General features: G+C 58.4%; 15 protein-coding genes and 1 tRNA gene. 4 read left to right on the top strand and 12 right to left on the bottom strand.

The genetic code is table 11. The features are described 5' to 3' along the window. Positions 1-41 precede the first annotated feature (41 nt). Positions 42-1097, top strand: a complete 1056-nt coding sequence (locus tag AC0V6K_RS05385) for a serine hydrolase domain-containing protein (RefSeq protein ID WP_472625372.1) — start codon at positions 42-44, stop codon at positions 1095-1097. 6 nt (positions 1098-1103) lie between these two features. Here AC0V6K_RS05385 and AC0V6K_RS05380 read toward each other — a convergent pair whose 3' ends face one another. Next, on the bottom strand, positions 1104-1715 hold the full coding sequence (locus AC0V6K_RS05380; protein WP_472625371.1) for an LON peptidase substrate-binding domain-containing protein: 612 nt from the start codon (positions 1713-1715) through the stop codon (positions 1104-1106). 8 nt (positions 1716-1723) lie between these two features. Beyond that, a complete protein-coding gene (locus AC0V6K_RS05375; protein ID WP_472626028.1) occupies positions 1724-2653 on the bottom strand; it encodes a tetratricopeptide repeat protein in 930 nt (309 codons plus the stop codon). Positions 2654-2882: 229 nt separating this feature from the next. On the opposite strand from AC0V6K_RS05375, the gene AC0V6K_RS05370 reads away from it, so the two are divergent. Next, positions 2883-2957: transfer RNA gene (locus AC0V6K_RS05370), tRNA-Gly, on the top strand. Between the two features lie 46 nt (positions 2958-3003). On the opposite strand, the gene AC0V6K_RS05365 is transcribed toward AC0V6K_RS05370, so the two are convergent. From AC0V6K_RS05365 to AC0V6K_RS05345, 5 genes are all read right to left on the bottom strand, one after another. Next, a complete protein-coding gene (locus AC0V6K_RS05365; protein WP_472625370.1) occupies positions 3004-3609 on the bottom strand; it encodes a M23 family metallopeptidase in 606 nt (201 codons plus the stop codon). Positions 3610-3694: 85 nt separating this feature from the next. Then, a complete protein-coding gene (locus AC0V6K_RS05360) occupies positions 3695-4078 on the bottom strand; it encodes a hypothetical protein (protein WP_472625369.1) in 384 nt (127 codons plus the stop codon). A gap of 18 nt (positions 4079-4096) precedes the next feature. Further along, the gene (locus AC0V6K_RS05355) at positions 4097-5539 is read right to left on the bottom strand and encodes an MBOAT family O-acyltransferase (protein WP_472625368.1); all 1443 of its coding nucleotides are present in this window, start codon (positions 5537-5539) and stop codon (positions 4097-4099) included. Between the two features lie 22 nt (positions 5540-5561). Next, positions 5562-6821: a GDSL-type esterase/lipase family protein gene (locus AC0V6K_RS05350; protein WP_486172575.1), complete on the bottom strand. Its 1260-nt coding sequence runs from the start codon at positions 6819-6821 to the stop codon at positions 5562-5564. 82 nt (positions 6822-6903) lie between these two features. Then, positions 6904-7803 carry an SGNH/GDSL hydrolase family protein gene (locus AC0V6K_RS05345; protein WP_472625366.1) on the bottom strand — a complete coding sequence of 300 codons (900 nt, stop codon included), beginning with the start codon at positions 7801-7803 and terminating at the stop codon, positions 6904-6906. A gap of 453 nt (positions 7804-8256) precedes the next feature. Between AC0V6K_RS05345 and AC0V6K_RS05340 the strand changes: the two genes are divergently transcribed. Together AC0V6K_RS05340 and AC0V6K_RS05335 are read left to right on the top strand one after the other, a co-directional pair. Next, complete coding sequence (locus AC0V6K_RS05340) at positions 8257-8877, top strand: cell wall hydrolase (RefSeq protein ID WP_472625365.1); 621 nt, start codon at positions 8257-8259, stop codon at positions 8875-8877. A gap of 226 nt (positions 8878-9103) precedes the next feature. Then, complete coding sequence (locus tag AC0V6K_RS05335; protein WP_472625364.1) at positions 9104-11239, top strand: TonB-dependent receptor; 2136 nt, start codon at positions 9104-9106, stop codon at positions 11237-11239. Positions 11240-11317: 78 nt separating this feature from the next. Here the strand turns inward: AC0V6K_RS05335 and AC0V6K_RS05330 are convergent, their stop codons facing one another. From AC0V6K_RS05330 to AC0V6K_RS05310, 5 genes are all read right to left on the bottom strand, one after another. Further along, positions 11318-12496 (bottom strand): saccharopine dehydrogenase family protein, encoded by a 1179-nt coding sequence (locus AC0V6K_RS05330; protein ID WP_472625363.1) that lies wholly within the window; start codon positions 12494-12496, stop codon positions 11318-11320. Positions 12497-12694: 198 nt separating this feature from the next. Next, a complete protein-coding gene (locus AC0V6K_RS05325; protein ID WP_472625362.1) occupies positions 12695-13753 on the bottom strand; it encodes a tetratricopeptide repeat protein in 1059 nt (352 codons plus the stop codon). 39 nt (positions 13754-13792) lie between these two features. Beyond that, positions 13793-17164 carry a S8 family peptidase gene (locus AC0V6K_RS05320; RefSeq protein WP_472625361.1) on the bottom strand — a complete coding sequence of 1124 codons (3372 nt, stop codon included), beginning with the start codon at positions 17162-17164 and terminating at the stop codon, positions 13793-13795. A 318-nt stretch (positions 17165-17482) separates the two neighbouring features. Continuing rightward, positions 17483-19453 (bottom strand): AAA family ATPase, encoded by a 1971-nt coding sequence (locus tag AC0V6K_RS05315; protein WP_472625360.1) that lies wholly within the window; start codon positions 19451-19453, stop codon positions 17483-17485. Positions 19454-19849: 396 nt separating this feature from the next. Then, the gene (locus AC0V6K_RS05310) at positions 19850-20314 is read right to left on the bottom strand and encodes a flavin reductase family protein (RefSeq protein WP_486172574.1); all 465 of its coding nucleotides are present in this window, start codon (positions 20312-20314) and stop codon (positions 19850-19852) included. Between the last annotated feature and the right edge of the window lie 157 nt (positions 20315-20471).

The raw sequence follows: 20471 nt of genomic DNA, 5'->3' as shown, positions 1-20471 counted from the left end.
GCAACAGCGCCACTCCGCATGAGGGAGAGCGCTTGGTGTCAATGGGTATTCGCGTAGCAGCTATCACCTGTCTGATGACCTTCGCCGCGCCGGTGATGGCGCAGCCGATACCCGATCTCACAATCGCCGAAGTCGAAGCCCGAATTGCCGAGGGCGAGTTCGGTAAGATCCGTGCTGTCGCCGTCGAACAAGGCGGGCAAACGGTTTACCGCAAACGCTTCGATAAGCGGCCTCTGGGCGACCGTGTCGACATCAAGTCTGCGGGCAAATCGATCACCGCGCTCGCGGTTGTCGCGGCCATTGCCGACGGAAAGCTGTCAGGCCCCGATGTCAAAGTTTGGCCTTTTCTCGGCTCTTCCCGTGGTGCGCCGTTTGACGCGATCACTGTCGGGGATCTGCTCAACATGTCTTCCGCGCTCGACTGCAACGATTGGGATCGACGTTCGCCGGGGCAAGAGGAGAAGATGTACCGTACCCGTCTATGGCGGGAGTTTGCCCTAGCTTTGCCCGCGAGGGACTACGTACGGGACAGCGGCGGTAACGGTCCATTCTCCTACTGCACAGCTGGTGTGTTCTTACTTGGCCAAGTGGTCGAAACTGCGGTCGGAGAGCGCTTCGATCTCTATGTGCAAAGGCGTCTGTTCGATCCGCTCGGCATCGGTGGGGCCGATTGGCGCCGGTCTCGCAGTGGTGAAGTGCAATCGGGCGGACAGCTCGGCATTTCCGATGAAGCTTTGCTCAAGATCGGGCGCTTGATCATGCAAGGGGGCAATTGGAACGGCGCGCAAATTATTCCCGAAGAAGGTCTACGCGCCATGCTGAAACCGACGCACCGGCTCGGCACGCATGTTCAATATGGCAATCTATGGTGGTTCACCGGCTTGCGCTCTGCGCGCGGATTTGAGGGCGCCGTGATGATGAAAGGCAATGGCGGGAACATCGTAGCGCTGGTCCCGACGATGGACGCAGTGCTTGTCGTCCAAACCGGGAATTACAACCGCAAGGAAGCCGAACGAAACGCCTTTGTGGTCCTGACCACTATGCTGCGCGATCTGCCAGTTCCGGTGGCCGAAGCAAGCGATAGGCAGAGCGAATAGTCGCTCTTACTGCAGCGTCATTATCTCCTCGCCGGGATCTCCGCGGCCGAAGAACTGCATCAGCTGGACCAGCAATTCGCACCGGGCGGATAGGTTCTGCGCTTCGAGCAGAGCCTGCTTTGACGCCGGATCGAACGGTGCGATCTGCGATACGCCGTTGATCAGCGACATATCGTCCAACCGCTCAACCGAGTCCCAATCCACACTGTAGCCCTGATTGTAGGCGAACTTGCGTGCCTCTGCCTCGAACCCGCCGCGCTGGGCGTAGCTGAGCGTTTCCTCCTCATCGTCCTCGATCAGCTCGGCTTCGATCTGGCGGAACGCCGTGGCGACATCTAGCTCGCGGATCATCCGGAACCGGCTCTCGCCTTCGAGGATGAGGTTATAGCGGCCATCATCCATCGCCTCGATTTCACCGATATGGCCGACGCAGCCCACCGAATACAGCGGCGCATCATCAGCCGAGCGTTGAGGCTGGATCATCGCAATCTTGCGGTCCCGCACCAGCGCATCACCGACAAGAGCGCGGTAGCGCGGCTCAAAGATGTGCAGCGGCAATTGCAGTCCCGGAAACAGGACCGCACCGGGCAGGGGGAAGATGGAAAGACGTGTGACCACTGGGTAGATTATCCGAATAGGATCTTTGAAAGACGACGACGGGTGGCAACAACCCATTCGTCTTCAAGACCAACCGCTTCGAAGATCTGCAGCAGCTTGGTCCGCGCTGCGCCTTCGTTCCATTCACGGTCTTCTTCCACCATTTTGAGCAGGGTGTCAGCAGCAGCGTCGCGCTCACCAGCGGCAAAAGCGGCTTCGGCATAGGCCAGCTGCGCGTCCATATTGTCCGGCGCGGCCTCGGCGGCCGATTTTAGGCCTGCGAGTTCGCCATCGTCGACTTTCTCACCCGCTAATTCCAGCGCGCTCTTGGCGGCGGCAATGGCAGGATCAGCGGCAAGCTTGCCGTCTTCTTCGATTGCGGCGAGCACTTGGCCCGCTTCGTCGGTTTGACCCATCGCAATCAGAGCTTTGACCAGCCCTGCATGTGCGGGCGGGTTGTCTCCGGCGAATTCGGTCACCTGCGCAAAGATACCGGCAGCGCGCTGCGGATCGCCTTCGCTCAGTGCCTGTTCGCCCATGGCGACAAACTGCTCGATCTCTTCGGGCGAAGGGCCTTGCGGCGCAGCGCCGCCATCTGCACCCGCCTGAAGCGGCAGTTTCTCGAGCAATTGGTCAATCGCACCCTTCAGCTGTGATTCGGTGCGCGCAGTGCTGAGGTCAGCGACAGGCTGGCCCTGGAACATGGCATAGACAGTCGGGATTGACTGGATCTGGAACTGGCCCGCGATGAACTTGTCTTCATCGACATTGATCTTCACCAGCATCACGCCTTTGTCGGCGTAGTCGGCGGCAACCTTCTCGATCACCGGGGTCAGCGCCTTACAAGGCCCGCACCATTCGGCCCAGAAATCGATGATGACGAGCTTCGACTGCGAGGGTTCGACAACCTCGGTGCGGAATTTCTCGACCGCTTTTTGCTCTTCGATATTGAGGCCCATGCTCGCCAAGGGACGTGCTCCTGTCATGTGTGCGTGTGTTTTCGTGTCACCGCTATGTGGGGGGATTGGCGGCGATTTGAAGCGTGAAGTTGCGCTGAAGCCTGTGACGGCGGCGATCAAGCGAAAATTACCGCAAAAAGAGGCTTGCAGGGTTTGAAGCGCGCTGTTAATTGCGCGCCTCCCTGACACGGACATGCGGTATCCCGCGAATCTGTGCAGCGTTCAGTGAGCGGGCGTAGCTCAGGGGTAGAGCACAACCTTGCCAAGGTTGGGGTCGGGCGTTCGAATCGCCTCGCCCGCTCCATTTTCTCCAAGACCGATAGATTTTGCCCTTCGGGGCGGTGCTGTGCCTATTGTCCGGTCATGTACGGGCGCGGGTCAACTGCCCTGCCGCCGATGCGCACTTCGTAATGCAGATGCGGTCCGGTGGAGCGCCCGGTGGAGCCGACATAGCCGATCAATTGACCCGGCTCGACGATCTGACCTGGTTGCACCGCAAGGCGCGACAGGTGGCCGTAGCGGGTCTGATGGCTGTTGGCGTGATCGAGCTGCACCAGCAATCCGTATGATCCGCGCCAACCCGCATTGGTCACCACGCCCATTGCAGTCGCGTAGACTGGCGTCCCGGTCGCGGCGGCAAGATCGATGCCTTTGTGCATCCGGCGGCCGCCGAGAATGGGATGCGTTCGGACACCAAAATTGCTGGTCACCCGCCCATTCGAAAGCGGTGAGAAAGTCGGGACGACGCCAACGCCCTCTTTAGGCAGAGCGGCAATCAATTGCGCCATGCTGGCAATCGCCACGTCTGGCCCGCCGATGGGCATTTGGGGGTTAGGCGCTTGTGGAGCCGGGGCAGGGCCACCAGCGACCCAGCGCGCGCCCTTGGGGCCAAGTTCAAGGACATCGGCGTGCGCAGGTGTGAACGCGAGCAATCCCAATGCGAGGATCGCAGTCATTCGCAACAGAAAGGCACGCGCGGCAACCATGCAAGCTCCGATAGCACAGGAGTATTAGAGCGCAGAGCGGTTACGATTGCGTGACTCAGTCCGCAGGTGGCGGCGGCACATCGTCCGAGGCCGTGTCATCCTCACCAAAGGTCGCGTCCTTGGCGTCGCGCCACAAGCCACGCCCCGTCTCAAGTGGAACATCAAGGCCAAAGCCCTGCATCGTCCCGTGCCAGCGTGCGGCCGCATCCTTGATCGGGCCGGTAGTGGCGGTGGTCTCCAACTGACGTGCCCATTTGTCGATGGCGAAGCTGTTGAACGCGGCCAGCAGGATCGAGGATACGAGGATGATCACCAGCATATAGCCAAGGCCGCCCTGTTCGCCGTCGGGGTCTTCCACCAGATCAATCGGCGACAAACCGAATTCGAGGCCGATCACGTCGTGGTCGGTTGTTTCAGGCATGGTGTCTTGTGTGCTCATGGCTGCGTCTCCTCCCACTTAGAACTGATAATAGATAAACGGCGCGACGCCTTCGGGCGCCATGGCTTCGATGGCGACCAGCGCGACCACGCCAAAAACAGCCACGCCCCATGCAGGCACGCGGCGTAGGACCACGGCGCTGCGCTCAATCCCGTCGCGTGGCATGAAGTGCAGCAACATTCCAAAGCCGATCAGGAACAGCGCCAGCGGCGTCAGCAGCAGTGTCTCGCCACCGCGCATCGCGAACAGACCGGCGAGGTATTCGACGCTGGTCGAGAATTCGTTCGAGCGGAAGAACAGCCATGCCAGCGTGACGATGTGGAACGTCAGGATGATGTTCAGCGCCTTATAAACGACTGACATGTCGTCGATTTTGGTTTTGCGGATGATCCGCTCACCGGCGAGCACAAAGCCGTGGATCGCGCCCCAGATAACGAAGTTCCAGCTCGCGCCGTGCCACAAGCCGCCCAGCAGCATTGTCGTGATCAGCGCGAAATAGAGCCGCTTGGGCCCGTGCCGCGAACCGCCGAGGCTGATGTATAGATAATCGCGCAGCCATTGCGACAAGCTCATGTGCCAGCGGCGCCAGAAATCCTGAAGCGTTGCCGAGCGATACGGCTGGTTGAAGTTCCACGGGAAGCGATACCCCAGCAGCGCGGCAAGGCCGATCGCCATGTCGGAATAGGCCGAGAAATCGCAGTAAATCTGCACTGCATAGCCATAGAGGCCGAACAGCAAATCGACGCTGCTGTAAGCGGTCGGATCGAAGAAGATCGGATCAACGTAATCGGTCGCCAATTGCGAGGCGATGACGACTTTTTTGAACAAGCCCCAAAGGATCAGCGCAAGGCCTGCTGCCACCATCGAGCGGGTGAGGGTTGGGGCCTTCTGGAATTGCGGCACAAGGTGGCTGGCGCGCACAATCGGGCCGGCGACGAGGTGCGGGAAAAAGCTCATCAGCAAAGTGATGTCGAGCAGCGACGCTGGCTTTGTGTGCTTGCGGTAGATGTCGATCTGGTAGCTCATCCCCTGGAAGGTGAAGAACGACACACCCACTGGCAGGATAACCGACATGATCGTCAGGTCGCGCTCCCACCCGAGCGAGTAGAGCACTTCGCCCACCTGCTCGAGGAAGAAGCCGTAGTATTTGAAGAAGCCGAGGATCACCAAGTTGGCGATGATCCCGAGTATGAAGACGGGCTTGCCCAGCCCCTGTCGCCCTTCCGGCGCGCGTTCTTCACGGGTCCAAAGGATGATGCGTGCCGCGCCCCAGTTCAGGATGCCGCTGGCGATCAGAAGCGCGACAAAGCGCCAGTCCCATGCGCCGTAAAAGATCCACGAAAACAGCAGCAGCGCGATCTTGCGCCATTCATTGTCACGCAGCCATTTGTCGCAAACGATCCATACGAAAAAGAATACGAATATGAAGAAGATATGGAAAGTGAGCGTCGGGAACAGCATGGCGCGGCGGTCTTACCTGATGTTACCGGATGATCTGGACGCCGGTTTCATTGACCGGTTCGTTGCTCACGGCTTGAGCCGGAGCGGGAACGCGCTGGAATACACCGCGCAGGTCTGAGGCGAGGATCGCACCGAGACGTGCGCCGCCTTCCTTCTTGATATGGATCGCATCACGATGCGCCAGCCCTGCGGCTCTCCATTGATACATTGCGCATGGTCCCCCCATGGCCATCCCCCAGTCCCAGAACACAAGGCCCATATCCTGCGCCACCCGGCGCTGAATGGCGTTCACATGCCTCAAATTGCCCGGTACCAGCAATCCCGTTTCGCAGCCAACGGGGGATACTTCGCCTGCATAGGCGATTTTACCGTTGCGCGTCATCGCGTTGGGCGGACCGATCAGCATGATCGGGACGTTGGCGGGCGTTTGCAATTGCAGGCTGCGGATGTGGCTGCGCAGGTTTGCTTCATAGCTGCCAGCGCGAAGCGTGCTGTTAAAACCTTCATTGGTGCCAAAGGCTACGACCACCATGTCCGGATTGTACGCTTGCAGCTCGGCGAAGACGGTCTGCGCGTTTTTGCGGTTGGTATGCGACAATTGCGATCCCGGTACACCCAGATTGCTGACAGTAACGCCGCCGCCATTGGAGCGGAAGGTGCCCATCGAGTTGATCGTCGTCAGCTTGTCTTCAAGCGTGGTGACGGTGACCGAGCTGACCGGCTGTGCAGAGCGCACTTCGCGGCAGGTTGGGCCGAAAGTCTCGGAATAGAACGGGATGATGGAGTTCTGATACCCCATCGAGACAGAGACGGAGCCAGAATAGGGGCCAGCCTGCCCGCAGATCACGAAGCGATCAAAGGTGTAGCGCGCATCCTCGGCCTCGAGCGTTAGCCACTCGCCTGCGCCCGTCGTGCTTTTGGTGTAACCCGACAGGCCAACCGGAGGGCTGCCGACGCCTTGCCAGTGCTTTCCGAAAATGCCGTTGAATCGCCAACCGTCGCTGTTTTGTGCATCGATGCCCCAGGTAAGGTAACCGTTATAGGGACGCGCGCCGTCAACCACGCCGCGCCCTGCGCTTCCATAAACGCTATCGAGTGCTTGGCGCCAACCATGCGAAATTGCGTCGCCCGCGGTCAGGCTGTCGCCGATCATCATGATGTGTACGGGCTGACCCGACGACACTTTTTGCGCCACCGGCGCAAGGAACTGGGGCTGGCACAGGCGGTCGACACAACCACCCGATGCCATCTGCACGGAAGTGGCCAGCGTGGCGGATGCCATTATGGACAATAGGGACATTGCAAAGCTCTCTTTCGGGGATGGGAGGGCTGCCTGTCACAGGCGAAGGGAAGTAGGAAAGCGGTTACGCTTCCTCGTCGGTTGCGGGTTTGTCGGCTTCCGGCTCCGGTTCGGGTGCCGGGATCGCATCGCGGATCATCTTGGTCATGTCTTCGGTCAGGATGCGGTATCCTGTCATGGTCATATGGATGCCATCCTCGGCACGGGCGCGGATTGGCGCGCCTTCGCCGTTTCTTTGAAGCATCTCGGTGTAATTGCCATCATCGTCCAGCGACTTTGGCAGAGTGTCGATGAACGGGACCTTGAGCTCGCACATGAGCTTCTGGTTGAAATCGTTCATCTGCTTGACCTGATCGTTGAAGGTCGGCTTGCGCATGCTCGGCAAGCCAACCCAAACGACATCTGCGCCGCTGTCTTCGAGCTGCTCGATATAGGCGCGCACCCGCTCACCGATGATGCGCTGCCATTCCTCGCCCATATAGGGCATCAGTTGCCCTTCTTCCCAGATGTCCCAAGTGTCATTGGCACCGAAGGAAACCACGGCGAGGTCCACCGGCTGACTTGAAAGCTGGCTGCGTGCTTCGTTGAAAAGGTTCAGGCTCTTGTAGCGGGTGAAGCCGGTTGACTGCTTGGTGAAGCGATGCACTTTGAACGTGTCGACATCGCGGAACTCGTTGTAGAGGCCCGCCCAGATGCCATCGCCAAAGCTGTCACCGAACACGCCGATGTTGATGCGATCGCCACCTTCCAGCGCGCGCTCAAGATCACGCGAAAGCTCGAATGCATCGTCGCAGCTCGCCGCTTGCACAGGCGCATCACCCTCTGCATTAACCGGTACCGTGACCGTCGTGACGTCGTCTGAGCCACCTTCACCATCGAGGAAGGCGTAACCGATAGCCGCACCAGCAGCTATGCCAACGAAAAGGACCGCAGTGCGGTCCAGGAGCAGATGCAATGGTTTCATGAATGCCGCTTGTCGGTGAATGGAACTCTTTCAGAAACGTGTGTTTCTCGCTCCAGATCGAATGACACAATGGTTTACGCGATGCAAGCAAGCGCGGTTCTGGGGCCGATTCGATGCGGTAAACGGAGAAAATTCGAGAAATTGCGTTAGGGATAAACGACAAAATTCGATTCATAATGTCAAATTGGGGGTGGCGACATCATCAATGCTCGGCACTCAAATTACTGTTATATAATTTCACGCATACGTAATTCATTGCCGAGGCGTTAACGTTTTATATCGCAAAAATGGGCTCCACTCACCCCGTTCTGGGCGCAACTCACCTCGGATCAGTTGCGTTACAAGACGATTACAACCACGTGCCGCGACCACATTAAGCACGAGAAGCAAAAATGGAGGACTACGCTTCTTTAGTCCCGGGAACGGGTCTGGGTGAAGCGTGCATCTTTGATTATGACGATCGCACGTAAACACGCTCCGAAACTGGCGCTGCCAATGGCGGCTGCTCTTCTGGCCACCACCGTTATTGGCGGTTCGGCTATCGGCGCGAATGATGAAGCCGCGACCGCTCCTGTTCAGCAGGAAGCACCGGTTGAAATCGAAATCGTCCCTGAAGTGGCACCGGAGCAGGACATTGAGTTTGTCTCCAAGCCTGTCGTTCAGGAAGTTCCGGAAGAGCCGGAGCCCGCTCCTGCCCTCGGCAGCGCTGGATACTCGGCTGAAGACATGATGTGTCTCGCCAAGATCATTCACCACGAGTCTGCTAACCAGCGCGAGAACGTACAGCTGGCAGTGGCCGGCGTTGTTCTCAACCGTGTTGAATCGCCGCGTTTCCCGTCGACGATCTGCGCCGTTGCAATGCAGCCGAAGCAGTTCTTCAACGTCTATCGTTATGACCCGTCGAGCGATCCGCGTTGGGCGACTTCGCAGCGCCTCGCTCGTGAAGCGGTAAACGGTAAGGGCCGCAACAACGCGCCAGGTGCCTTCTTCTTCCGCACCGCCGGTTTCCAGTCGAAGTTCTTCCGCTCGCGTCCTTACATCGGTCGCTTGGGTGGTCTCGACTTCCACCGCTAAGAATCATATGGGATTAAGCACTAACGGCCTCCTTGCTGCGGCAAGGGGGCCGTTTTGCGTGTGCAGGTTCTTGCCGCGCTGATGATACATTGTGTCATATCTGCCGCACTCGGCGAACGATCATCGGTTAAAGAGCGTATTTCATCGAAGATGACCGCATGCGTCTTGCGATTTGAATTCATGGCGCTAACGAATGATACATTATTACATTAAATGGAATGGATCGATGAAACACATCCCGTCACGTCTTGCTGTTGCGACCGTGCTCTCATTCGCGGTTGTTGCAAACCCTGCCTTCGCTGAAACTTCTGCGGAGGGGGAATCCGATCGAAATGATCCGCATGACCGCGGAGAGATCATTGTCGCTGCCGACGCGCTTGAAAATCTCGACTTCATCGCTGGTCAGGACGTCATCGAACTTGACGAGATTCAACGCGACCTGAGCGGTCAGCTCGGCGACTTGCTGATCAAGGTGCCCGGCGTTTCTGCAACCAGCTTCACGCCAGGTGCTTCGCGCCCGATTTTGCGAGGCCTTGATGGTGAGCGTGTTCGTGTTCTGGTCGATGGGCTAGGCACTGCGGATGTTGGCAACACGTCGGCCGACCACGCGACCACTATTGACCCGCTCACCACCGAGCGTGTTGAAGTTCTGCGCGGCCCTGCTGCTCTGCTGTTCGGCAGTCAGGCAATCGGCGGCGTTGTTAACGTGATTGATCGTCGCATCCCTGTTGCTGTTCCTTCTGATGGTATCCGTGTCGAAGGCCTGACCGCGTTCGACACTGCCAGCAATCTGCGCAGCGGTGGTGCCACAATCGATGCCGCTCTGGGTGAAAGCGTTGTTTTCACGGCTGGCGCATCGTTCCGTGAAACCGACGATCTTGAAATTCCGGGCTTCCAGCTTTCCGACGATCTACGCGCCGACCTGCTTGGCGATGCGGATGAAGAGGAAGAAGAAGGCGAATTCGAAGAAGCTGAAGAGCTTCGTGAAGCTGCCAATCAGGAAGGCTTCATCCCGAACAGCGCAACCCGCAGCTGGACGGCGCATGGCGGTGTTGGCTTCTTCTTCGGAGAGTCCACTTTCGGCGCATCGATCTCCTACTTCGACACCGACTATGGTCTTGTCGGCAATCCGGAAGGCGGCCACCACGGCGAAGAAGAAGGTGGTGAAGGTGGCGAGCCAGAGGAAGAGGAAGAAGAGGAAATCGTCACCATCGGTCTCGAGCAGCTGCGCATCGACTTCCGCGGTGATATCGCTCTTGGCGACGGCTTCCTTTCGCGCCTCAAAATCCGCGGTGGTTACTCCGACTACACCCACACCGAATTCGAAGGCCCCGAAGTTGGCACTGTTTTCGACACTGAAACCTTTGAGCTGCGCGCCGAGCTGGTGCAGGCCGGTGGTGGTGTCATCGGTGCCCAATTCACCCAGCGCGACTTTTCGGCCGTTGGTGAAGAGGCTTTTGTCGCTCCAAACGAAACAACTCAATTCGCAGTCTTCACAGCCCAAGAATTTGACCTTGGCGACAATCTCGAACTCGAAGCGGCTGGCCGCTACGAACGTGTCGATGTGGACTCGGCTCCGCTAAGCCTCGAGCGTGACTTCGATCTCTTCTCCGGTTCGCTTTCGGTCATCATTGCGCCGAGCGATGGCATCCGCGCGGGTTTGACTGGCGCCTACACCGAACGCGCTCCGGCTGGTGAGGAGCTGTTCGCCAACGGCCCGCACATTGCCACGCAGCAATTCGAAATCGGTGACCCGAACCTGACCGAAGAATCATCATACGGTGTCGAAGCGTTCCTGCGCGGTGATATCGGCGACAGCAGCTTTGGCGTCACAGTCTTCCATCAGGATTTCGACAACTTCATCTTCCTGAGCGAGACTGGTCTCGAAGAAGACGAACTGCCTGTGTTCGAATTCCTTCAGCGCGATGCGACCTTCTTCGGTTTTGAAGCCGATCTGAATGTGCCCGTCATCGACAATGACAGCTTCAAGCTGACCACCGATCTGCGCGCATCTTATGTCTCTGCAGACTTCAACAATCTCAGCGATGCGGTTCCGCGTATTCCGCCGGTCAGCCTGTTGGGTGCCCTTGAAGGGGAGTACAAGAGCTTCAACCTGCGCGGTGAGGTACAGTGGTTTGGTGAGCAGAACGAGGTGGCGGACTTTGAATCTGCGACCGACGACTTTGCTTTCGTGAACACCTACCTTTCGTGGCGTCCGATTGCGAGCAACAACAGCGTTGTGGTTCAGCTCGCGGGTGAGAACCTGTTCAACGTTACGGGTCGTCGCCACTCAAGCTATACTAAGGACTTTGTTCCGCTTGCCGGTCGCAATGTCCGCGCCAGCATCCGGTTCGGCTTCTAACTGCCGAAATTCGAGTGGGAAAACAAAAGGGCGGCCGAGACAATCGGCCGCCCTTTCTGCTTGTATATATGCCTAAGCTCAGTTTTCTGCTGCGAAGCTCAGCTCGGCGTGTTCCTGCAGACGGTCGACCAGATCTTCGCCAAGAAAGTATCCTGGCGTTCCGATCCCGCCCGGCTTGTCACAGCTCAGCAACGCGATGCCCGTTTCGGAAAGCATCCGGCTGGTCGAACCATAGCCCGGATCGTATTTGCCTTTCACTCCGAACTGCACTGCTTCCCCGCCATCGGGATTGTCAGCGACAAACAGCACATCATAAAAGCCGTTCTCGCGCTCTTCTTTTGATGGGCCTTCACCCGGCTTGGGCGGTTTCGCGCCAAACGGGTTCTTCATCATCTGTGTTGCGGCTTCGGCCATCTTCTTGCCCGCATCGCCCGCGCTGGTCAGCATCATCTCGTCATACTTGAAGTCATCGCCATAGGGCGAGCCGAGAAGGAAGTTGGTGCGGTGTACGTTTTTTGTGTTGATCGGAGCCATCACAAATGGCGCAGCCCATTTGCCCAGATCATCTTCGTATTGCGGGACCATGCCGGTCGGCTGGCTCGCACCCGTAAAGCCGGGGGTGAGTGCAAACGGATTGGTCAGCTTGGCGATGATTGAAGGGTTTTTAGCCGCCGCTTTCATCGTCGCGCCAAGGCTCGCCGCAGTGCCGCCCGAGAAGGTGCCAGCCATCGCGCGGACACGGCCACGGATGCGGGGGCTAGGCTTGCCGAAGCGTTCGGTCGCGACCTTCTGCGTCATCAACACGCCAAGATCGAACGGGATGGAATCGAACCCGCTGGAGAAACAGATCCGCGCGCCTGTCTTTTTCGCCTCGTCCTCGAATTGCTCGATCTTCTCCGCCATCCAGGCGGGTTCGCCGCACAGATCGGCATAGTCGGTGCCGGTCTTCACACAGGCTTCGACCAGCTTGTCGCCGTAAAGCTGATAAGGGCCGACCGTAGTCAGCACGACTTTGGTGCGGCCACACATTGCTTCAAGGTCAGCCGCATCATCGGCATTGGCCACGACCAGCGGCGTATCGGCAGGCGCACCAATCTCGTCACGCACCGCCTCAAGCTTCTCCTGAGAACGGCCAGCCATCGCCCATTTGGGGCCATCGTCGCGTGAACCGTAGTGATTGCTCAGATATTCAGCCACAAGCCGACCGGTGTAACCAGTGGCGCCATAAACGATGATGTCGAATTCGGGGGTGCTCATATATGTCTCCTTTGCCGCGCGTGATGCGCGCATGGTGCCTGAGAGTCAAAGTCGCTGGGCGGACGCTTTGTTCCTACGTAGAATATGGGTGACATACTTCCCGACATGTCACCAGCCCGAGCCCAAGTGATCTGGAGCGCAAATGAAAAAGGCGCCCGGTATTCGCGGGCGCCTTTTCGTTTCGGGAGAATGAAGCTCTTAGAGCTTCAGGCTGCGTGCCTTACTGTCGTGGCGTTCGCGGGCCTTGTTGTGCACGGCAGCCAGTTCTGTCTTGCCGCGCTTTTCCAGGATGGCTGTCGCGGTCGCATGAAAGTCGCGGAACAAAGGATTGGTGTTAGCCAATTCCTGTCCTTCGAAAGCCTTGGAGATCAGCTCTTCAGCTTCCGCCAATTTGCTCTGGGACAGTGCAATCTGCGCCTGCACACCATAAACAAACGGTTTCCACGTCTTGGCGTGTTCTTCGGCGAGAGCCATGGCTTCCTTAGTGGTCGCCTCTGCCTCGGCCGGCTTGCCTGCTTGGTTCTGCGTCGCCGCGAGGTTCGTCAGGATGCGCGCTTTCAGGTGCGGGCTTTGCATCTTCTCGGCAATGGCCAGCGCCCTGCCGATGCTTTGCTCAGCCTCGTCGTAACGGCCCATTTTCATCAGCGCGAAACCGACATTGTTGTGCGACGACAGTGAAAGGATCGCATCGTCGGAGTATGTCTCTGCGGCTTTCGAGTAGTGATTGAACACTTCGTCAAAGTTCCGCGCACGCGAATAGAGCGAGCCGATATTTTGCAGGACAATGGCTTGGCTGCGCTTGTCACCCAGCTCGGCATAACGGGCCTGAGCCATGTTGAAGTGTTCAAGCGCCTCGCGCGGGTCACCGCCCCGTGCCTTCAGCGATGCGGATGAACGCAGCAGATCCGCGTAGATTTTCTCGTCTTTATGGTTTTGCGACGCTTCGAACAGTGCGAAGCCGATAACGCCAGCTGCCTCATTGGCGCGGTTGAGACGCATCAAGGCCTCACCTTCGAGCCAGTTGGCGACAAGACGATCCTTGGTCATCGGCTCTTTTGTATCGGCTGCAATCACTTTGGCGTTGCGGGCCAGATCGAGAGCTCTGGCCGGATTGGCGACCATGTTCTTTTTGGCGTCCGTGATCGCCGCATCATAAGCGCGCGGCTCAATCTCTGTGTTTGCTGCCGCTGGAGTAGCGATCGCCACACAAAGGGCCGATGCGATTGCTGCTGCCTGAAAATTTTTGCTGAAAAACATAACTTTAACCCCTGAAACCTTTGAACCCTGACTTGCGCGTTAGAAACGCAATCCAAAGTTGGCCCCAACCATAAAGCTCTCTTCCTGACCTATCTCCCCGGCACTGATATAGCGCCCGATAAGACCGAATTCGGCATCGCTAGCAACCGGCGTTGCGTAGACTACCTCGCTGGTGAAGCGGCGTTTTGTGTCAATGCCGATCACCTGCGTCACTGCAGCGGTTGCACCGGTTTCACGGTCAACAACCTGGTCACTGGTGAACTCCAGCTCACCGCGCTCAACCGTAAGTGGCTGGCCGACGGAGACACGCAGAATGTCACGAGAATTCATCACGCCGCGTTTGTTCACTGCGAACTGCCCTGCGCTGCTCAGAGCCCGCTGCGATGTTGCCAGGAATTGGCCGTCATCAGTGCGCGTTGCGCCGCCGGTGACCGAAAGGTCGAACGACAGGCCATTGCCAGCGTTGAAGCTTGCCGAGGCCGTCATCGCATCGGTGCGCGAACCGTCGCCCAGCAACGCATCGTTACCGGTCTGCATACCCAGCAACGCATCCTCTTCATTAAGGTGCGTGAACTGAACACCAACCGAAAGACGATCCGTGATATTCTGATCGATCGCAACGGTCAGAGCCTGCGCTTCACGTGCGCCGAGCTGGCGCTGAAGCTGACGTTGCATTTCGTTACCGGTGTCGAGGTCTTCCCAGTCTTCGCGCTCTGCAGAGAAGCCGACCGAAACCTTGGTACCATCGGCGATGTTGTAACTTGCGCCGCCAAACATCTCACCAGAAGCGAGACCCAATACCGGGTTCACACCGCCCGTTTCAGCATCGTGATCGCTCATGATGCCAAACTGGCCGCCCGAAAGGGCAAGTGCACCCTGGCCATGGCCGAGAGTAAACGAAGCTTTGCCATCGGGCGTGCTCAGCGTTGCAGCGTTGTGCACCGGACGCACAGCACCATCCTGAGTAAAGCGCGGGGCCATTGCGTCGTAACGCATGGTCCACTGACCGCTGGTTTCCGCCTGATTCGAACGGACCTGCGTTACCCCCAGATTGCCGTCGCCATCCTTGTCTGCGCCATTGCTGAGCAGCCAATTGGCAAACCGATCGGAGATGAAGTCCTGCATGTACTGCTGGCCATGGCCCAGCACACTGCTTTGCTGACCCTGTTGCAGCGATGACATCGGGATCAGGAAGTCACGATACGTGTCGCCGATATATTCGAAGGCGGTAAAGAACACGCCGTCCGTGTCCCAGCTGAGCGGAACACCGCCGCTAAGGAGAGAGTCCACGGTCACTGCTTTTTTCAGCGCGCCGCTGCCCTTGTAGAGGTTGAACGTCATCGTGTTGAAATCAAGCGGTGACTGCGATGCAGCGACATCGAGCAGGCCGTGGCCGTAGACGGCATCAACACCCGGGGCGCCAAGATCACGCGCCGAACGGAAGATAATCTCCGTCGTTTCATCAGGGTTTTTGACGAGCCAGCGCCAGCGGTCGTGCAAGAGCGAGACGGCGCCTGAAACCAACGGTGCTGCGAAGGACGTGCCTGAAGCGCGGTGTACACCGCCCTGACCATCGGAAACGAGCAGCATCGTGCCCGGCGCAACGATGAAACGATCCATCAAACGGTCGCCTTCGCCGCACACGCCGTTGGTCAAGAGGCAAGCATTGCCCGGACGGTTCGAGAAGCTCGAGATCTGACCATTGGGATCAATCGATCCAACCAGAATGAAGTTTGTGTCCTGCTGCCCGTTCCAATTGACATTGTTGGACTGGGTAATGCCATCATTGCCCGCCGCGATGACATAGGTCGTCTCGTGGCTCCACGCATTGATGGTGGGACGGTTCAGCACATCAGCCATGCCCTGCGAGAAGACATGCCCGCTTTCGCCCAGCGACAAGTTGATGACGCTGACATAACCGGTGTCATTGCCACCGACATATTTGAACAGCAGTGACTGGATACCATTGGCAACCGAGTCCCACGATGCTTTGTGGTTTGCATCAAACGGGTTGTAAGCAGCGATTTTCGCCTTCGGTGCGATGCCCATGATGCCTTCGCCATCGTGCGCGCCTGCTATAAGGCTGGCAACACCAGCGCCATGACCATTGACCGTGGTGGTTCCGCCACCGGCCCATACGACATTGTCGGCAAGGTCCGCATCCGCAGCAAAGCTACCATCGATAATACCGACGATGGCTTGCTTACCTTCACCCTGAATCTGGGTGATGGACGGGGTCCAGTTGACCGCAGCCATCCAGTGATCGACCTGGTCGATACCTGAGAACTGCATCAGGCTGTCGTTCCAATCGAGGAAGAACGCAGCGCGTTGACCTTCGCTCTTAGCCAGCGTTAGTTTCGCCGCGGTGGTGTTGTCGAGATTAAGGCCGTGCTTGGCCAGAATTTCGGCAACAAAGCCGTCGCGGAAGCTCTTGCCGGTCTTGGCCGTATAAGCTGCACCAAACTGCGCTTCTGCTTGTTGAATCAGCGTTTCAAGCGAGTTTCGGATTCGGTCTGGGATACCGTCAAACGTGATGTTGACTGCGCCAAACGCGTTAGTGGAGTGTTTCAGGCTAGACCAATTGGTCTCGATCGTCGCGATCTGTTGCTTGGTTGCTTTGCCCCATGCACCGATTGATTCAACATGCGTGGTGAACGCACCAATGTCGCCATAAAACGCGCCGATATCGCCGTAGAACGCGTCAATATCGCCCCAGAACGCGCCGATATCACCGTAGAACGGATTAATGTCGCCCCAGAACGCGCCGATGTCGCCATAGAATGCGTCAATGTCGCCGTAGAATGGGTTGATGTCGCCCCAGAACGCATCAATGTCACCGTAGAACGCTACGATGTCGCCATAGAAAGCGTCGATGTCGCCGTAGAAGGGGTCAAGGCCGCGTGCGGTGACGACGCGGTCGTGGTAGTTTGCAGCGATAGGCCCCTGAACAGAAACTAGATTAGCGGCGTCGGCGGCGAAGTTTACGTCGAAGATCGCTTGCTGTGTTTCACCTTCGATTGCGGCAGGTGCGGAAAGAAGAGCGACGTCGGTTTGCAGCGGTGCGCTGATTGGATCGCGGGCGACTACCAGCTCTCCGCGCGCATCTTCGGTAAACTCGACACTATATATAGCCTGCTGAAGATCCGCCTCGATCACAATCGGCGCAGCCAGCTGCGGGATTTGAAATTCAATCGGCGCAAACGCATCCGCGATTGTGATGGCCCCCTGATTGAGCGCACTGATCTGAGCCCCAGCGGCGGTCGGACGGTCCGGGTCCGCTTCCGCAATCACAACGTCCAGCGTCGGCAGCACTGACAATGCCGGGGTGCTCTCCTGTGCCTGCACCGAAGTGCTGGCAAGGGACACAGCGATTGCAACGCTCGCAGTCCGAAGGTTCAAAGTGGTCTTCATAATCTAAATTCCAAAATCGTGGGGCACGGTTTTCGCGCCTTGTTGACGAGCTTGGAATAGCGGAGCGGCTCATGAGATTTGGTTCGCCAAGGAGGTTAAAATCTTCATAATTTCAGATGCCACCTTGGGCCGGTGAAGTTAGCGGCGTCAGCCAACACATTGGCAAAAAGCTGCGCCTTGCGAAGATTAACTCTGAGTAAATGGCTCTGGATCGGCCCGTCCGACCAAGGTCTTAACACGAGACTTTTGTGACCCAGCGTTAGAGAAATGATCCCGGCAAAACGGCGATTGCGAATCGCACATATTGCTTTGCCGGGATCAGAATCCGATGCGGCCTGAAGCTTGCGGTTTAGCTTTGGCTTCCCACGCAAGACGGGCCACAATTTCCTCTGCCGTTTGTCGCTTTGCATATCGCAACTGCTTGGCCACCAGCGCCAGATCTCCAGGCGTAAGGTTTGCAAGACGGTGCAGGCTAGACGGCGCGCTTGAGCCGAAGAACCGTTCGAACGCCCCCTCTAGCCGCGCGCCTGTCAAAGGCCGCAGCTTCAGCTTGAACACAAATCGCCGCGCCGTTGCCGGGTCTAGGTTTCGGGCAAAGTTGGTCGCCGCGATGATCGGCAAGGGGTGACGATCAAGCCATGTCAGCAGCTCATTCACCTGACTCACCTCCCACGTCGCTTTCGCAGTCGAACGATCAAACAGCAGCGAGTCCACCTCATCAAGCAGCAGCACGCTGCCCTTCGCCCGCGCATCGGCGAACATATGGGCTATGCGCTCTTCGGTCTCGCCCACCCATTTGGACAGCAAGTCCGACGTGCGTCTCACCAACAGCGGGCGATCCATCGCGCGCGCCACGTGGTGGGCGAGGGCGGTCTTGCCCGTACCCGGAGGGCCAGTAAGCAGTAGAGACACGTCGCTGAATTCGCTTGAGGCGATGCTTTCGACCAATGGCGCGATGGCCTGATCGCTTTCATAGAGCGATAGGTCGATTTCACCGGGGCCCGCGAGGGGTAGATCCGATCCGCGCATTGCCTTGGCGAGAGATCGTGCCGCCACGGTTCCGCCGCTTGATTCACCTGCCAGACGCGCTGCCCGCGCAGAAACACGCAGAACGGCGGCGGTTTCAGGCGCACTTTCGATAAGACCCTGCCATTCTTCGGAAGGGGAGATACCTTCTTCCTCGGCCACGCGGTCCAGCATCTGCATCGCCACATTGCGCGACGGCAGGTCGAGCTTCAGCACATAACTCATGCGCCGCAGGATCGCGGGATCGACATTGCCGATCGCGTTGGTGGTCCAGATCACCGGCACGCGGTTAGTCTCGAGCAAGCGGTTAACGAACACCTTGCTGCCCTCGCGCCCGCGCATCCAATCGCCGGCAGCGGGCTGTGCATCGCCGATGAAGTCTTCCATCTCATCGAACAGCAAAGCATCGCTGTCGCTCGCTGCGAGCAGACGTTGTCCCATCTGGAATGCGCTGATGCGATCGAACCGATCCGGCTCCTCGCCATCGTCCTGCGCCTCGCCAACGGCATGCAGGCGCGCGCCTGCTTCGGTGGCCAGAGCGCGAGCGAATTCGGTCTTACCGGTGCCGGGCGGGCCATGGATGAGGATGTTCACACCCTCCGCCTGTTCATGCAGAGCCCCCTTCAGAAGACTCAGCAGGAAATCCGCATCCCCCACATGCGCAAAGGCATCGAAAGGGAGAGGCGAGGGCTGGCGCGGACCGACCATCAGATCGAGGATCGCTGCGGCGTCCTCTGGCTGACGGTCCAGAACACGCTCAAACGTCCAGCGTATCCTCATCTCGATCTTGCCCTGAAAGTTCGCGTTGAACTGCACAAAGCCGAGCCGCACAAGCAGGTGCTTACGTACGCTGCGTTCAGCATCGTCGGCGCTCAGACTCGCTACTTCGCCGATTAGCAAGGGTAGCGGCTTGCCGCGATCAGCCAGCAACTCGCTCAGTTCCGCCACGCGCGGCACACGGTCAAACGCCAAGATCGTGCGCAGGATTGCGGTGTCGTCGCTATCCATGCCCAATAGGTGCGCGAGCTCATGCCCGAATTCGAGCACCCCGTGGCTTGTCCGCGTGTGCGTTTCTCCTTCGCGCAGCGCCTTTTTGAAGCTGGTCCAAGTCAGCTTGGCCGCCTTGCCGGATTGAAACCCGAACAGCCAATCCGCGTGCTTTCGGCCATAGTCGAGCACGTCTTTTGCCAGCGGATGTGATGCGAGGAGACCTCGCGATGCCCGCAGCAACATGCCGCGAACGATATCAAATTCGGTAGTCATAAAAATCGCCTGCAAGCCGCAGGTCGCATGCACGAAAAGCATGCCCTGTCGGCATTAAGTGTCTTTGATTTTCGGGAGTGCTGCGCGCGTTGAGCCCGGCCCGTCGCGCAGCGTGCAAAGACGCCTAGGCGAAGGGCTGGAACGCGGCGCAGCGAGCGCCCGAGATTGTGATCTGTTCCAGCAACGGTTTTCTCCAAAATGCTCCCGACACCACATCGGGAGGCGCGCTGTTAGACGCGAGTTTCCGTTGCGTCAAGCGATGATGCTCGCCCAATCCAGCCCAAACTTCGCAAGGTATTTGCGCAGGCGGTCGGCGTCGTTGGTGGATTTTCGCGCCTCCCGCGAGCGGGCAAAAAGCACCTCGTCGAGGTCAAACGGTAGAGCTTCGGCGGGCGTTTAGTCGGTAATCCGGCAGAACCGTCCGCCGAAAAAGCCAAGCGGGTCGACGCCATCGACGGTGTTGATGCCGGTAACCTCGCCAAAGATCATCGTGTGATCGCCTGCTGGATAAGCAGACCAGCGGCGGCATTCGATCGTGCCCACGGCCCCGGCAATCACTGGATGTCCGCGCTCGCTCAGCTCGAAATCATCCGCTTGCGTTTGTGTGTCGCCACGCGCGGCATAGCGCAGGGCGAGCTCGCGTTGCTCGACATTGAGGATGCTGATCGCGAAGTGCTCGGCATCGGCATACAGATCGAACAGGCTCGATCCGTTCTGGATGCTCCAGCTTACCAGCATCGGTTCCAACGACACCGAGACAATCGAATTGGCGGTGATCCCGCTGGGCGCGCCGTCAGGTTTTGTCACAGACACAATCCCGACGCCCGTCGCGAATAGGCCCATGGCCTGACGGAACGCCATCGGATCGACCAAATCTGTCGATGCTGTGTCTCGCAAGAAAGTCTCCGCCCTTCGCGTTGCTGGGTGCCAGCCTGTCCGTAGGCGTGGCCAGCGCTTCAATCAAACGGACAAATCCGCTTTCTGTGCCCAAGTTTGGGGCTATCGCGAAATCTGCAAC

Source organism: Erythrobacter sp. S43, assembly GCF_057364955.1.
This window is presented reverse-complemented; position numbering and strand designations above follow the sequence as displayed.

Bases quoted from the DNA above. Each gene is read 5' to 3' on its own strand.
- AC0V6K_RS05385 (WP_472625372.1), top strand. From the start codon at position 42: ATGGGTATTCGCGTAGCAGCTATCACCTGTCTGATGACCTTCGCCGCG.
- AC0V6K_RS05375 (WP_472626028.1), bottom strand. From the start codon at position 2,653: ATGGGCCTCAATATCGAAGAGCAAAAAGCGGTCGAGAAATTCCGCACC.
- AC0V6K_RS05365 (WP_472625370.1), bottom strand. From the start codon at position 3,609: ATGACTGCGATCCTCGCATTGGGATTGCTCGCGTTCACACCTGCGCAC.
- AC0V6K_RS05360 (WP_472625369.1), bottom strand. From the start codon at position 4,078: ATGAGCACACAAGACACCATGCCTGAAACAACCGACCACGACGTGATC.
- AC0V6K_RS05355 (WP_472625368.1), bottom strand. From the start codon at position 5,539: ATGCTGTTCCCGACGCTCACTTTCCATATCTTCTTCATATTCGTATTC.
- AC0V6K_RS05350 (WP_486172575.1), bottom strand. From the start codon at position 6,821: ATGGCATCCGCCACGCTGGCCACTTCCGTGCAGATGGCATCGGGTGGT.
- AC0V6K_RS05345 (WP_472625366.1), bottom strand. From the start codon at position 7,803: ATGAAACCATTGCATCTGCTCCTGGACCGCACTGCGGTCCTTTTCGTT.
- AC0V6K_RS05340 (WP_472625365.1), top strand. From the start codon at position 8,257: ATGACGATCGCACGTAAACACGCTCCGAAACTGGCGCTGCCAATGGCG.
- AC0V6K_RS05335 (WP_472625364.1), top strand. From the start codon at position 9,104: ATGAAACACATCCCGTCACGTCTTGCTGTTGCGACCGTGCTCTCATTC.
- AC0V6K_RS05330 (WP_472625363.1), bottom strand. From the start codon at position 12,496: ATGAGCACCCCCGAATTCGACATCATCGTTTATGGCGCCACTGGTTAC.
- AC0V6K_RS05325 (WP_472625362.1), bottom strand. From the start codon at position 13,753: ATGTTTTTCAGCAAAAATTTTCAGGCAGCAGCAATCGCATCGGCCCTT.
- AC0V6K_RS05320 (WP_472625361.1), bottom strand. From the start codon at position 17,164: ATGAAGACCACTTTGAACCTTCGGACTGCGAGCGTTGCAATCGCTGTG.
- AC0V6K_RS05315 (WP_472625360.1), bottom strand. From the start codon at position 19,453: ATGACTACCGAATTTGATATCGTTCGCGGCATGTTGCTGCGGGCATCG.
- AC0V6K_RS05310 (WP_486172574.1), bottom strand. From the start codon at position 20,314: ATGGCGTTCCGTCAGGCCATGGGCCTATTCGCGACGGGCGTCGGGATT.